Below are 14,795 nucleotides of genomic sequence, written 5' to 3'. Positions count from 1 at the left end.
GACCGTCACGCGGCGACCGACGTGCTCACGCGTCAAGCGGGGCACGTCGTTCATCCAGGGTAACCGCACGTGGCGCTCTCGCCGAACTCTGTGACCAGAACCACCGGCCGACGGGACGCGGCAAGACCTGCCGGCTCACTCCGGCACGGCGGTCCGCACACCCCTCACCAGCACGGATGCCCGCTCGGGGCGCTTTCCGGGCGTCACCACGCTGAAGCACTTCGCCGATCACAGACTCTCGGCTCGACCGGACCTCGCTCCGCTCGCTCCTCCGCCCGGGAAGCGCCCGATCTGGCGAGCACCGAGCGAGCCCCGTGCGCCGCTCGACCCTGCGACCGCCGCGGGCGCACCCGAAGACCTCGGCGAGCGGCGCCGTCGGGCACGCGTCCGCCCCGGAACGGGTGCCACTCCCCCGCAGCCCTCCGTGCCGCCGCCCGGCAGGGCAGGGCAGGGCAGGGCAGGCCACGAGACGCGCGGCGTCCGTGCACCACGAGGGCACTCCCCGTGGCGACGAGCGGCCCCGCGCCCTCGCTGCCGCGCCTCCCGTCCGGCGCGACCCCGCGGGAGCCCCCGCCCCGACCGCGTCCTGCTCCCCCGGGTACGCCGAAGGGCCCGGGTACCTTGCGGTACCCGGGCCCTTCGGTCCATCCTCCCCGGGCCCCCGAGCGCGAGGCTCAGGTGCTGCCGGGATGGATCAGGAGATCAGAAGATCACTTGATGATCTTCGTGACACGGCCCGATCCGACCGTACGGCCGCCCTCACGGATGGCGAAGCCGAGGCCCTCCTCCATGGCGATCGGCTGGATCAGCTCGACCGTCATCTCGGTGTTGTCGCCGGGCATGACCATCTCGGTGCCCTCGGGCAGCGTGATGACGCCGGTGACGTCCGTGGTGCGGAAGTAGAACTGCGGGCGGTAGTTCGAGAAGAACGGGTTGTGACGCCCACCCTCGTCCTTGCCCAGGATGTAGACCTGAGCCTCGAAGTCGGTGTGCGGGGTGATCGAACCCGGCTTGACGACGACCTGGCCGCGCTCGACGTCCTCGCGCTTGATGCCGCGGAGCAGCAGACCGGTGTTGTCGCCGGCCTGAGCCTCGTCCATCTGCTTGTGGAACGTCTCGATACCCGTGACCGTGGTCTTCTGCGGGTTACGGATGCCGACGATCTCGACCTCGGAGTTGACCGCGAGGGTGCCGCGCTCGACCTTGCCGGTGACGACGGTTCCACGACCGGTGATCGTGAAGACGTCCTCGACGGGCATGAGGAAGGGCTTGTCGAGCTCACGGACGGGCTCGGGGACGTTCTCGTCCACGGCCTCCATGAGCGCCTCGACGGACTTGACCCACTCGGGGTCGCCCTCGAGAGCCTTCAGACCGGAGACGCGGACCACGGGGGCCTCGTCACCGTCGAAGCCCTGCGAGGAGAGGAGCTCGCGCACCTCCATCTCGACGAGCTCGAGGATTTCCTCGTCCTCGACCATGTCGGACTTGTTCAGCGCGACCAGCAGGTAGGGGACACCCACCTGGCGGGCGAGCAGAACGTGCTCACGCGTCTGAGCCATCGGGCCGTCGGTGGCGGCGACCACGAGGATCGCGCCGTCCATCTGAGCAGCACCGGTGATCATGTTCTTGATGTAGTCGGCGTGACCGGGAGCGTCGACGTGAGCGTAGTGACGCTTCTCCGTCTCGTACTCGATGTGCGCGATGTTGATCGTGATACCGCGCTGCTTCTCTTCCGGAGCCTTGTCGATCTCGTCGAACTTGAACTCGGGGTTCACGTCCGGGTACTTGTCGTGCAGCACCTTGGAGATCGCTGCCGTCAGCGTGGTCTTACCGTGGTCGACGTGACCGATGGTTCCGACGTTGACGTGCGGCTTGGTCCGCTCGAACTTGGCCTTCGCCACTGGGGTCCTCCTGGGACTTGGGTAGTTGTGCCGAACGATGCAGATGCGCAAGACATCTGCGGGGCGTGCGGGTCGCTACAGGTTGATGGTTGTTACAGGGTCTTCGACCTGTGGGGACTCACTCGCCCCGGGTCTTCTTGATGATCTCTTCGGCAACGTTCCGAGGGACCTCGGCGTAGCTGTCGAATGACATCGAGTACACAGCGCGACCCTGGGTCTTCGACCGCAGGTCACCGATGTACCCGAACATCTCGGACAACGGTACTTGAGCACGGACGACCTTGACACCCGTCGCGTCCTCCATGGACTGGATCATGCCGCGACGAGAGTTGAGGTCGCCGATCACGTCGCCCATGTACTCCTCGGGCGTACGCACCTCGACCGCCATGACCGGCTCCAGCAGAACCGGGTCCGCCCGCTTGACGCCCTCCTTGAGGACCATCGAGCCGGCAATCTTGAACGCCATCTCCGAAGAGTCGACATCATGGTACGCGCCGTCGATGAGCGTAGCCTTCACGCCCACGAGCGGGAAGCCGGCGAGGACACCCAGCTGGAGGGCGGCCTGGATACCGGCGTCGACCGACGGGATGTACTCACGCGGGATGCGACCACCGGTGACGGCGTTCTTGAACTCGTAGAGCTCGCCGCCCTCGGTCAGGTCGAGAGGCTCGAAGGTGACCTGCACCTTGGCGAACTGACCCGAACCACCGGTCTGCTTCTTGTGCGTGTAGTCGATCTTCTCCGCGGTACGGCGGATGGTCTCGCGGTACGCGACCTGCGGCTTGCCGACGTTGGCCTCGACGTTGAACTCGCGACGCATGCGGTCGACGAGGATGTCGAGGTGGAGCTCGCCCATGCCGCCGATGACGGTCTGGCCGGTCTCCTCGTCGAGCTTGACGCGGAAGGTCGGGTCCTCCTCGGCGAGCTTCTGGATGGCGACCGAGAGCTTCTCCTGGTCGGCCTTCGTCTTGGGCTCGATGGCCACGTCGATGACGGGCTCCGGGAAGGTCATCGACTCGAGGACGACGGGGTTCGCGATGTCACACAGGGTGTCACCGGTCGTCGTGTCCTTGAGGCCGATGAACGCGTAGATGTGGCCGGCGCTGCCGAGCTCGACCGCGTTCTCCTTGTTGGAGTGCATCTGGAAGATCTTGCCCAGACGCTCCTTCTTGCCCTTGGTCGCGTTGAGCACCTGGGTGCCCGGCGTGACCTGGCCGGAGTAGACGCGGACGTACGTCAGCTTGCCGAAGAACGGGTGCGAGGCGACCTTGAACGCGAGGGCCGAGAACGGCTCCGTGGCGTCGGGGTGGCGCTCGACGACCTTCTCCTCGTCCTTGACGTCGTGGCCGTTGATGGCCGGGACGTCGAGGGGCGACGGCAGGAAGTCGATGACCGCGTCGAGCATGGGCTGGACGCCCTTGTTCTTGAACGCGGAGCCGCAGAGCACCGGGAAGGCCTCGCCCGAGACGGTGAGCTTGCGGATCGCGGACTTGATCTCCGCGACCGTCAGCTCTTCGCCGTTGAGGTACTTCTCGAGGAGCTCCTCGTCGGCCTCGGCGACGTTCTCGACGAGCTCGGCACGGTAGGTCTGCGCCTTCTCGAGGAGGTCCGCGGGGATCTCCTCGATCTCGTAGGCCTCGCCCATCTTCGTCTCGCCGCGCCACACGAGTGCGCGCATCTCGAGCAGGTCGACGACGCCCGTGAACTCGCTCTCGGAGCCGATCGGCAGCTGGATGACCAGCGGCTTGGCCTTGAGGCGGTTCACGATGGTGTCGACCGTGAAGTAGAAGTCCGCGCCGAGCTTGTCCATCTTGTTGACGAAGCAGATGCGCGGGACGTTGTACTTGTCGGCCTGGCGCCAGACGGTCTCGGACTGGGGCTCGACGCCCTCCTTGCCGTCGAAGACAGCAACAGCGCCGTCGAGCACACGCAGGGAGCGCTCGACCTCGACCGTGAAGTCCACGTGGCCGGGGGTGTCGATGATGTTGATCTGGTTCTTGTTCCAGAAGCAGGTCACGGCGGCAGACGTGATCGTGATGCCGCGCTCCTTCTCCTGCTCCATCCAGTCGGTCGTCGATGCGCCGTCGTGCGTCTCACCGATCTTGTAGTTCACCCCGGTGTAGAACAGGATGCGCTCGGTGGTCGTGGTCTTACCGGCATCGATGTGGGCCATGATGCCGATGTTGCGGACCTTGTTCAGGTCGGTCAGCACGTCAAGTGCCACGGGTACTTCCCCTTTGTGTGGGTTGAGTCGGGGGCGCTGCTTCTACCGAAGCCGGCCGGACCCGCCGACGGCCCCGGGGGTGAACCCCCAGGGCCGGTCGGGCGGACTACCAGCGGTAGTGCGCGAAGGCCTTGTTGGACTCGGCCATCTTGTGCATGTCCTCACGACGCTTGACCGCGGCACCGAGGCCGTTGCTGGCGTCGAGGATCTCGTTCATGAGGCGCTCGGTCATGGTCTTCTCGCGACGAGCGCGCGAGTAGTCCGTGAGCCAGCGCAGCGCCAGCGTCGTGGAACGCGTGGGGCGCACCTCGACGGGGACCTGGTAGGTCGCGCCACCGACACGGCGCGAACGGACCTCGAGGGCCGGGCGCACGTTCTCGAGAGCACGCTTGAGGACGACGACGGGGTCGCCGTCGGTCTTCGCGCGGACACCCTCGAGGGCACCGTAGACGATCGCCTCGGCGGTCGACTTCTTGCCGTCCAGGAGGACCTTGTTGATGAGCTGGGTGACGACCGGGGAACCGTAGACAGGGTCGACGATGAGCGGCCGCTTCGGGGCGGGGCCCTTACGAGGCATTAGCTCTTCTCCTTCTTGGCACCGTAGCGGCTGCGAGCCTGCTTGCGGTTCTTGACGCCCTGGGTGTCGAGTGCGCCACGGACGATCTTGTAGCGGACACCGGGGAGGTCCTTCACACGACCGCCGCGGACGAGCACGATGGAGTGCTCCTGGAGGTTGTGGCCGACACCGGGGATGTACGCGGTGACCTCGATCTGGGACGAGAGCTTCACGCGTGCGACCTTGCGCAGTGCGGAGTTCGGCTTCTTGGGGGTGGTGGTGTACACACGCGTGCACACACCACGCCGCTGCGGGGAACCCTTGAGGGCGGGAGTCTTGGACTTCCCTGCCTTCGAGGTCCGCCCCTTGCGGACGAGCTGCTGGATCGTAGGCACTACGTCTCCGTGTCTTCTCGAGCTGGACCGGGGTGATCCCCGGCGGTGGTCTCAACGGGCTGTGGGCGCCGACGGCAAACGGCACCTGCGACGCAGAGCGTCGCAATCGCCACGTACCACCGGCTCGATGGTCCGGGCTGGGCTCGCGACCGATCCGAGGATCGGCCGAAGAGATCAGCTCCGGAATGCTCGCGCACTCACATCGGCACGCTGGAATTGACACAGCGTGCACGACGGCGCGGGCACGGTCTACTACGTTACCTGCCACGTGGCAGGTAGTCAAAGAGCGAGGGGGTGATCCCGGCGCGTCCTGCGCGCCGGGACCACCCCCTGTGCTACTCGGTCCGTCGTGACCCGACGACGCAGGGTCGCCGGGTCATGGCACCGGGATCAGCGGTAGTCGCCGAAGTCCAGGTCCTCGAGCGGGATCGCCTCGCCGGAGCCCATGCCGAGCCCCTGGAAGTCGATCTCGTCGTAGCCGAAGCTCGGGTAGAGCTCCGTCTTGGCCTGCTCGGTCGGCTCGACCTCGACGTTGCGGTAGCGGGGCAGACCCGTACCGGCCGGGATGAGCTTACCGAGGATGACGTTCTCCTTGAGGCCGAGGAGCGGGTCACGACGACCGCTCATCGCCGCCTCGGTGAGGACGCGCGTCGTCTCCTGGAAGGAGGCCGCCGACAGCCACGAGTCCGTCGCGAGCGACGCCTTCGTGATGCCCATCAGCTCGGGACGGCCGGAAGCCGGCTGGCCACCTTCCGACACCGCGCGACGGTTGGCGTCCTCGAAGCGGCCACGCTCGGCGAGCTCGCCCGGCAGGAGCTGCGAGTCGCCCGAGTCCAGCACGGTCACGCGACGCAGCATCTGCCGCACGATGACCTCGATGTGCTTGTCGTGGATGTCCACGCCCTGGGAGCGGTAGACCTCCTGGACCTCGTCCACCAGGTGCTTCTGGGTGGCGCGGGGGCCGAGGATGCGCAGGACCTTCTTCGGGTCGACGGCGCCCTGGACGAGCTGGGTGCCGACCTCGACGTGGTCGCCGTCGCTGACGAGGAGGCGCGAACGCTTCGTCACCGGGTAGGCCAGCTCCTCGGAGCCGTCGTCGGGGGTCAGGACGATGCGGCGCGTGCGCTCCGCCTCGTCGATCGTGATGCGACCCGAGAACTCCGCGATGGGGCCCTCACCCTTCGGGGTACGTGCCTCGAAGAGCTCGGTCACACGGGGCAGACCCTGCGTGATGTCGTCCGCGGAGGCCACACCACCGGTGTGGAAGGTACGCATCGTCAGCTGCGTGCCGGGCTCACCGATCGACTGGGCCGCGATGATGCCGACGGCCTCGCCGATGTCGACGAGCTTGCCGGTGGCCAGCGAGCGGCCGTAGCACTTCGCGCACGTGCCGACGCGGGACTCGCAGGTCAGGACCGAGCGGACCTTGACCGTGTCGATCCCGGCCGCGAGCAGGGCGTCGATGACCAGGTCACCGGCGTCGTCCCCCGCCTTGGCGATGACGTTGCCGTCCGCGTCCTCCACGTCGGAGGCGAGGGTGCGCGAGTAGATGCTCGTCTCGACCTTGTCGTGACGGACCAGACGGTCGCCGATCTTCTCGCCCACGGGCAGCGTCAGGCCACGCTCGGTGCCGCAGTCCTCCTCGCGGACGATGACGTCCTGCGACACGTCGACCAGACGACGGGTCAGGTAGCCCGAGTCGGCGGTGCGCAGAGCGGTGTCGGCGAGGCCCTTGCGGGCACCGTGCGTCGCGATGAAGTACTCGAGGACCGAGAGGCCCTCGCGGTAGTTGGACTTGATCGGGCGAGGGATGATCTCACCCTTCGGGTTCGCCACGAGGCCGCGCATACCGGCGATCTGACGGACCTGCATCCAGTTACCACGGGCTCCCGAGCCGACCATCGTGTAGACGGTGTTGCGCTCCGGGAAGCTCGCACGCATCGCGGTCGCGACCTTGTCGGTGGCCTGCGTCCAGATCTCGATGAGCTCCTGGCGACGCTCGTCGTCGGTGATCAGACCGCGGTCGTACTCCTGCTGCACCTTCAGGGCACGAGCCTCGTGCTCCTCCAGGATCGCCGCCTTCGCCGCAGGGGTCGCGACGTCGGAGATGGCGATGGTGACACCCGAACGGGTGGCCCAGCGGAAGCCGGCCTCCTTGAGCGCGTCGAGCGAGGCTGCGACCTCGACCTTGGGGTAGGTCTCGGCGAGCTCGTTGACGATCGTCGAGAGCTTCTTCTTGTCGACGATGCCGTTCACGTAGCCGTAGCTGACGGGCAGCGTCTCGTTGAAGAGCGCGCGGCCGAGGGTCGTCCCGAAGACGAAAGGCTCTCCGGGGACGAAGCCCTCGGGGGCCTCGCCCTCGGCGAAGACCAGACCGTCCATGCGGATGCTGACCTCGGCGTTCAGGTCCAGCGAGCCGGCGTCGAAGGCCATGATGGCCTCGGCGACCGAGCTGAACGCGCGCCCCGCGCCCTCGGCGTCCTTCTTGTCGTTCGTCAGGTGGTACAGACCGATGATCATGTCCTGCGAGGGCATGGTCACCGGACGGCCGTCCGACGGCTTCAGGATGTTGTTGCTCGAGAGCATGAGGATGCGCGCCTCGGCCTGGGCCTCGGCCGACAGCGGCAGGTGCACGGCCATCTGGTCACCGTCGAAGTCCGCGTTGAACGCGGCACACACGAGCGGGTGCAGGTGGATGGCCTTGCCCTCGACCAGCTGGGGCTCGAAGGCCTGGATGCCGAGACGGTGCAGCGTGGGTGCACGGTTGAGCAGCACGGGGTGCTCGGTGATGACCTCTTCGAGGACGTCCCACACGACCGGACGGGCACGCTCGACCATGCGCTTGGCGCTCTTGATGTTCTGCGCGTGGTTCAGGTCCACGAGGCGCTTCATCACGAAGGGCTTGAAGAGCTCGAGGGCCATCTGCTTGGGCAGACCGCACTGGTGCAGCTTGAGCTGCGGGCCGACCACGATGACCGAACGGCCCGAGTAGTCGACACGCTTGCCGAGCAGGTTCTGACGGAAACGACCCTGCTTGCCCTTGAGCATGTCGGAGATCGACTTCAACGGACGGTTGCCGGGGCCCGTGACCGGGCGACCACGACGGCCGTTGTCGAAGAGCGAGTCCACAGCTTCCTGCAGCATGCGCTTCTCGTTGTTGACGATGATCTCCGGAGCGCCCAGGTCGAGCAGACGCTTGAGGCGGTTGTTCCGGTTGATCACGCGGCGGTACAGGTCGTTCAGGTCCGAGGTCGCGAAGCGGCCACCGTCGAGCTGCACCATGGGGCGCAGGTCCGGCGGGATGACCGGGACGGCGTCCAGCACCATGCCCGTGGGCGAGTTGGTGGTGGTCAGGAACGCGTTGACGACCTTGAGGCGCTTGAGCGCACGGGTCTTCTTCTGGCCCTTGCCGCTGCGGATGATCTCGCGCAGGAGCTCGGCCTCGGCGACCAGGTCGAAGTCCTGGAGACGCTTCTGGATCGCCGCGGCGCCCATCGAGCCCTCGAAGTAGTTGCCGTAACGGTCCTGGAGGGCGCGGTAGAGCATCTCGTCGCCCTCGAGGTCGGCGACCTTGAGGTTCTTGAAGCGGTCCCAGACCTGGTCCAGGCGGTCGAGCTCGGCGTCGGACCGCTTGCGGATCGACGCCATCTCGCGCTCGGCCGAGTCGCGGACCTTGCGGCGGGCGTCGGCGCGAGCGCCCTCGGCCTCGAGCGCGGCCAGGTCGGCCTCGAGCTTCTGGGCACGGGTGTTGATGTCGTTGTCGCGACGGTCCGTGATCTCCTTCTTCTCCAGGTCGATCTCGTTCTGGAGGTTGGGGAGGTCTTCCTGACGGCCCTCGACGTCGACCGACGTGATCATGTAGGCGGCGAAGTAGATGACCTTCTCGAGGTCCTTCGGCGCCAGGTCGAGGAGGTAACCGAGGCGGGAGGGCACACCCTTGAAGAACCAGATGTGCGTGACGGGGGCGGCGAGCTCGATGTGGCCCATACGCTCACGGCGCACCTTCGAGCGCGTCACCTCGACGCCGCAGCGCTCGCAGATGATGCCCTTGAAGCGCACGCGCTTGTACTTGCCGCAGTAGCACTCCCAGTCCCGGGTGGGGCCGAAGATCTTCTCGCAGAAGAGTCCGTCCTTCTCGGGCTTGAGGGTGCGGTAGTTGATGGTCTCAGGCTTCTTGACCTCGCCGTGAGACCAGTCACGGATGTCGTCTGCCGTGGCCAGTCCGATACGCAGCTCGTCGAAGACATTGACGTCGAGCAAGGTGGTCCTACTTCCTTCGTCTGCCGGCCTGTCCGGGGTTCGTCCCGGCCGGCGCGGTGGAGGTGCTACAGAGTGTCGGGTGGCGGTGGGGGCGTTCGTTCACGGACGCCCCCACCGCTTCCGAGATCAGATCTCGTCGATCGTGGATGCTGCGTTGGGGCGACGCGACAGGTCGATGCCGAGCTCCTCGGCAGCGCGGTACACGTCGTCGTCGGACTCACGCATCTCGATGGAGACACCGTCGCTCGAGAGCACCTCGACGTTCAGGCACAGCGACTGCATCTCCTTCAGGAGAACCTTGAAGGACTCCGGGATGCCCGAGTCGGGGATGTTCTCGCCCTTGACGATCGCCTCGTAGACCTTCACGCGGCCCGGGACGTCGTCGGACTTGATCGTCAGCAGCTCCTGGAGGGTGTACGCCGCGCCGTATGCCTCGAGCGCCCACACCTCCATCTCGCCGAAACGCTGTCCACCGAACTGTGCCTTACCACCCAGCGGCTGCTGCGTGATCATCGAGTACGGGCCGGTCGAGCGGGCGTGGATCTTGTCGTCCACCAGGTGGTGGAGCTTCAGGATGTACATGTAGCCCACGGAGACCGGCTCCGGGAACGGCTCGCCGGAGCGGCCGTCGAACAGACGTGCCTTGCCGTCGCGGCCGACCATGCGGTTGCCGTCACGGTTCGGGAGCGTCGTGGAGAGCAGACCCGTGAGGGCCTCCTCCTCGAGCCCGTCGAAGACCGGCGTCGCCACGGGGCGGCCCGGCTCGGACGAAGCAGCGACCGCAGGGACGTGCTCCTTCCAGGACAGGTCGCCCTCGCCGGCTGCGCCGTCGGTCTGCGAGATGTCCCAGCCCTGCTTCGCGACCCACCCGAGGTGGGTCTCGAGGACCTGGCCGACGTTCATACGACCGGGGACACCCAGCGGGTTGAGGATGACGTCCACCGGGGTGCCGTCCTCGAGGAAGGGCATGTCCTCGACGGGGAGGATCTTCGAGATGACACCCTTGTTGCCGTGACGGCCGGCGAGCTTGTCGCCGTCCGTGATCTTGCGTCGCTGCGCGATGTACACGCGGACCAGCTGGTTCACGCCGGCGGGCAGCTCGTCGCCGTCCTCGCGGTTGAACTCGCGGACGCCGATGACGGTGCCGGACTCGCCGTGGGGAACCTTGAGCGACGTGTCGCGGACCTCGCGGGCCTTCTCACCGAAGATGGCGCGCAGGAGGCGCTCCTCGGGGGTCAGCTCGGTCTCGCCCTTGGGCGTGACCTTGCCGACGAGCACGTCGCCCGCGCCGACCTCTGCACCGATGCGGATGACACCGCGCTCGTCGAGGTCCGCCAGGACGTCCTCGGAGACGTTCGGGATGTCCCGCGTGATCTCCTCGGGGCCGAGCTTCGTGTCGCGGGCGTCGACCTCGTGCTCCTCGATGTGGATCGAGGACAGGACGTCGTCCTGCACGAGGCGCTGCGACAGGATGATCGCGTCCTCGTAGTTGTGGCCTTCCCAGGACATGAACGCGACGAGCAGGTTGCGGCCGAGCGAGAGCTCGCCCTCGTCCGTCGCGGGGCCGTCGGCCAGCACGGAGCCGACCTCGACGCGAGCGCCCTCGTCGACGACGACGCGCTGGTTGTACGACGTGCCCTGGTTCGAGCGGCGGAACTTCGCCGCGCGGTAGCTCGTCGTGGTCGCGTCGTCGTTCGCGACGACGATCAGGTCCGCGGAGACCTCGGTGACGACACCGGGCTTGGTGGCGACGATGACGTCACCGGCGTCGATGGCTGCACGACGCTCCATGCCGGTACCCACGAGCGGGGCCTCGGAACGGACCAGGGGCACGGCCTGACGCTGCATGTTGGCACCCATGAGTGCGCGGTTCGCGTCGTCGTGCTCGAGGAACGGGATGAGGGCGGTCGCGACCGACACCATCTGGCGCGGCGAGACGTCCATGTAGTCGACCTCGGTGCCGAGGACGTCAGCCGTCTCGCCACCCTTGGTGCGGACCAGGACGCGCTCGGCACGGAACGAGCCGTCGGCGTTGAGCTCGGTGTTCGCCTGGGCGATGACGTAGCGGTCCTCGTCGTCGGCCGTCAGGTAGACGACCTCGTCGGAGACCTTGCCCGCCTCGACCTTGCGGTACGGCGTCTCGATGAACCCGAACGGGTTGATGCGCCCGTAGGAGGCGAGCGAGCCGATCAGACCGATGTTCGGGCCCTCAGGGGTCTCGATGGGGCACATGCGGCCGTAGTGCGACGGGTGGACGTCACGGACCTCCATGCCGGCACGGTCACGGGACAGACCACCCGGGCCCAGCGCGGACAGACGACGCTTGTGCGTCAGGCCGGCGAGCGGGTTGTTCTGGTCCATGAACTGCGAGAGCTGCGAGGTGCCGAAGAACTCCTTGATCGACGCCACCACGGGGCGGATGTTGATCAGGGTCTGCGGCGTGATCGCCTCGACGTCCTGGGTCGTCATGCGCTCACGCACGACGCGCTCCATGCGGGACAGGCCGGTACGGACCTGGTTCTGGATGAGCTCGCCCACGGCGCGGATACGACGGTTGCCGAAGTGGTCGATGTCGTCGGTCTCGACGCGGATCTCGACGGGCTCGCCGGCACGCGTGCCGGGGAGGGTCGTGACCTCGGCGTGCAGGGCCGCGAGGTACTTGATCGTCGCGACGATGTCCGTGACGGACAGCGTGGAGTCACCCAGGGGCGCGTCGACGCCGAGCTTCTTGTTCGCCTTGTAGCGGCCGACCTTCGCGAAGTCGTAGCGCTTGGGGTTGAAGTAGAAGTTCTCGAGGAGCGAGCGACCGGCCTCGACCGTGGGCGGCTCGCCCGGACGGATCTTGCGGTAGAGGTCGACGAGCGCCTCTTCCTCGGTGTGGACATGGTCCTTCTCGAGCGTGTCGAGCACCGACGGGAAGTCAGCGAACTCCTCGCGGATCTGCGACTCGGTCAGGCCGAGGGCCTTGAGCAGGACCGTGACGGACTGCTTGCGCTTGCGGTCGACGCGGACGCCGACGGCGTCGCGCTTGTCGATCTCGAACTCCAGCCACGCACCGCGCGACGGGATGATCTTCGCGGAGTAGATGTCCTTGTCGCTGGTCTTGTCGGCCTGGCGCTCGAAGTACACACCGGGCGAACGGACGAGCTGCGAGACGACGACGCGCTCGGTGCCGTTGATGATGAAGGTGCCGCGTGCGGTCATGAGCGGGAAGTCGCCCATGAAGACCGTCTGGCTCTTGATCTCACCGGTGTTGTAGTTCACGAACTCCGCGGTGACGAAGAGCGGCGCGGCGAAGGTGAAGTCCTTCTCCTTGCACTCCTCGGCCGAGTACTTCGGGGGCTCGAAGCGGTGGTTGGAGAAGGAGAGAGACATGGAGGAGCCGAAGTCCTCGATCGGGGAGATCTCCTCGAAGATCTCCTCGAGACCCGACGTCGCGGGGACGTCCTGGCGACCGGCGGCGGCCGCGGCGTCGACGCGTGCGCGCCACGCCGGGTTGCCCAGCAGCCAGTCGAAGCTCTCGGTCTGGAGCCCGAGCAGGTCGGGCACCTCGAGAGGCTCGTAGATCTTGGCGAAAGATACGCGCCGGGAAGCGGTGCGGTTCGCGATAGCGTCGGCGGACGGAGCAGAAGGGGTGCGCGAGGCAGCCAAGAGGGGTCCTTCCCTGCAGATCGATTGCACGCTGTACGCTGCGTGGCTGGAGGACCTCTTCCCCCTGAGGCTGCCGTGGTGCACGATGGACGCACACCGAAGACGGTCCGGGCAGTTCAGAGGGTGCCGAGGGCACACGCGAGCGCAAAGCGCTAGCATACCCGGCCCAGTCAAGCGTGTCCAGCGACGCGAAATCGCGGCCTGTCAAGACCGTCGTCACGCCCACTGCACTCCCCCACCGGGCCGGTGAGGACATCTTCTCGGTGGCCGCCATATGCCGCCCAAGAACACGAAGAAACTCCCTGCCCGACGGCGTCCGCCACCTTCCCGTGGAAGGTGAGCTCCGGCGTCGGGCCGGGAGACGAAGAGGCGACGAGAGGCCCGCACCCCGGGGGGTACGGGCCTCGTCGCCTGTGCTACCTGTCAGGCCGCGCGAGGCGACCTGTCATGCGATACCGCCCCGAAGGGCAGTGATCACTTGACGGTGACGGTTGCGCCGGCGCCCTCGAGGGCAGCCTTGGCCTTGTCAGCAGCGTCCTTGGCAACGTTCTCCAGGACGGGCTTGGGGGCGCCGTCAACGAGGTCCTTGGCCTCCTTCAGGCCGAGGCTCGTGAGGGCACGCACCTCCTTGATGACCTGGATCTTCTTGTCGCCGGCAGCCTCGAGGATGACGTCGAACTCCGTCTTCTCCTCGACCTCCTCGGCGGCAGCGGCCGCGGGGCCTGCAACGGCGACGGCGGCCGGAGCGGCCGCGGTGACCTCAAAAGCGTCCTCGAACGCCTTCACGAACTCGGAGAGCTCGATGAGGGAGAGGCCCTTGAACTGCTCGATGAGCTCTTCGGTGCTGAGCTTCGCCATGATGGCGGTCCTTTCGGTTGGTGCTCGGCAGCAGCCCTGTCAACGATCCACAGAGCCCTGCTGGAAGCAGAGGGGGTGGGTGCGTGCTGCGTGATCCTCCGAGGAGGGTCAGGCGGCAGCGCTCTCCGATTCCTGCTTGAGGCGCAGGGCATCGATGGTGCGGACGGCCTGCGAAGCGGGCGCGTTGAACAGGTATGCCGCCTGGTAGAGCGGCTGCTTGAACGCGCCGGCCAGCTTGGCCAGCAGGACCTCGCGGGACTCGAGGTCCGCGAGCTTGGTGATGTCCGCAGCGGTCAGGGAGCGTCCGTCGAGGACACCGCCCTTGATGACCAGTGCGGGGTTCGCCTTGGCGAAGTCACGCAGGCCCTTGGCCGCCTCGACCGGGTCACCGGTCACGAAGGCGATGGCCGAGGGGCCCTTGAAGTCGGCGTCGATCTCGATGCCGGCTTCCTTGGCCGCGATGGCGGTCAGCGTGTTCTTCACCACGGCGTAGGTTGCGTTGCCGCTGAGCGACCGACGCAGCTGCTTGAGCTGCGCGACGGTGAGCCCGCGGTACTCGGTCAGCACGGCCGCGTTCGACTCGCGGAAGTTCTCCGTGAGCTCTGCGACTGCGGCTGCCTTGTCCGGCCTCGCCATGGCAATCCTTCCGGTGGTGGTGCCACCGGTCTCCGCAGGGCGGGGGCCCTGGGGGGTGAGGTCCTGCGGAGACGAGAAGAGCCCCGCGCAGGCGCGGGGCTCGAAGTGCAGGCTCTCGCCCGCTCCGTGAACTCTCACCTGCGCTGGCCTCCGCACTTCTGCGGGACTTCGGTCCGGACTGCAGCTGACGAGTCAGCGGGCAGGACGGTACGACCGGCGGTCTTGGGTACTGGAACAGGGTACGTGAGGTCGGCGCCTGGTCCAAATCCGGTCCGACAGCGCCGCAGGGCGCCGCGCTGTGCGGCGCAGCGCCC

8 protein-coding genes are annotated in these 14,795 nt (G+C 67.2%); all 8 read right to left on the bottom strand.

All coding sequences use genetic code 11. The features are described 5' to 3' along the window. Positions 1–710: 710 nt before the first annotated feature. The gene (gene tuf, locus WFH32_RS12065) at positions 711–1,901 is read right to left on the bottom strand and encodes an elongation factor Tu (RefSeq protein ID WP_138825549.1); all 1,191 of its coding nucleotides are present in this window, start codon (positions 1,899–1,901) and stop codon (positions 711–713) included. A gap of 118 nt (positions 1,902–2,019) precedes the next feature. After that, complete coding sequence (gene fusA / locus WFH32_RS12060; RefSeq protein WP_191795917.1) at positions 2,020–4,125, bottom strand: elongation factor G; 2,106 nt, start codon at positions 4,123–4,125, stop codon at positions 2,020–2,022. A gap of 106 nt (positions 4,126–4,231) precedes the next feature. Continuing rightward, complete coding sequence (gene rpsG, locus WFH32_RS12055) at positions 4,232–4,702, bottom strand: 30S ribosomal protein S7 (RefSeq protein ID WP_030151942.1); 471 nt, start codon at positions 4,700–4,702, stop codon at positions 4,232–4,234. After that, on the bottom strand, positions 4,702–5,076 hold the full coding sequence (rpsL, locus tag WFH32_RS12050) for a 30S ribosomal protein S12 (protein ID WP_030151943.1): 375 nt from the start codon (positions 5,074–5,076) through the stop codon (positions 4,702–4,704). The genes rpsG and rpsL overlap by 1 nt, the downstream gene beginning before the upstream one ends. 390 nt (positions 5,077–5,466) lie before the next feature. Then, positions 5,467–9,336 (bottom strand): DNA-directed RNA polymerase subunit beta', encoded by a 3,870-nt coding sequence (locus WFH32_RS12045; RefSeq protein WP_138825553.1) that lies wholly within the window; start codon positions 9,334–9,336, stop codon positions 5,467–5,469. A gap of 126 nt (positions 9,337–9,462) precedes the next feature. After that, on the bottom strand, positions 9,463–12,987 hold the full coding sequence (gene rpoB / locus WFH32_RS12040; protein WP_191795916.1) for a DNA-directed RNA polymerase subunit beta: 3,525 nt from the start codon (positions 12,985–12,987) through the stop codon (positions 9,463–9,465). A gap of 474 nt (positions 12,988–13,461) precedes the next feature. Beyond that, complete coding sequence (gene rplL, locus WFH32_RS12035) at positions 13,462–13,845, bottom strand: 50S ribosomal protein L7/L12 (RefSeq protein WP_030151946.1); 384 nt, start codon at positions 13,843–13,845, stop codon at positions 13,462–13,464. A 108-nt stretch (positions 13,846–13,953) separates the two neighbouring features. Continuing rightward, complete coding sequence (rplJ, locus tag WFH32_RS12030; protein WP_030151947.1) at positions 13,954–14,481, bottom strand: 50S ribosomal protein L10; 528 nt, start codon at positions 14,479–14,481, stop codon at positions 13,954–13,956. Positions 14,482–14,795: the final 314 nt, after the last annotated feature.

It is taken from the genome of Oerskovia sp. USHLN155 (assembly GCF_037145535.1).
GTDB lineage: Bacteria > Actinomycetota > Actinomycetes > Actinomycetales > Cellulomonadaceae > Oerskovia > Oerskovia rustica.
Note: the sequence above shows the minus strand (reverse complement) of the source record. Positions and strands in the feature narration are given on the sequence as shown.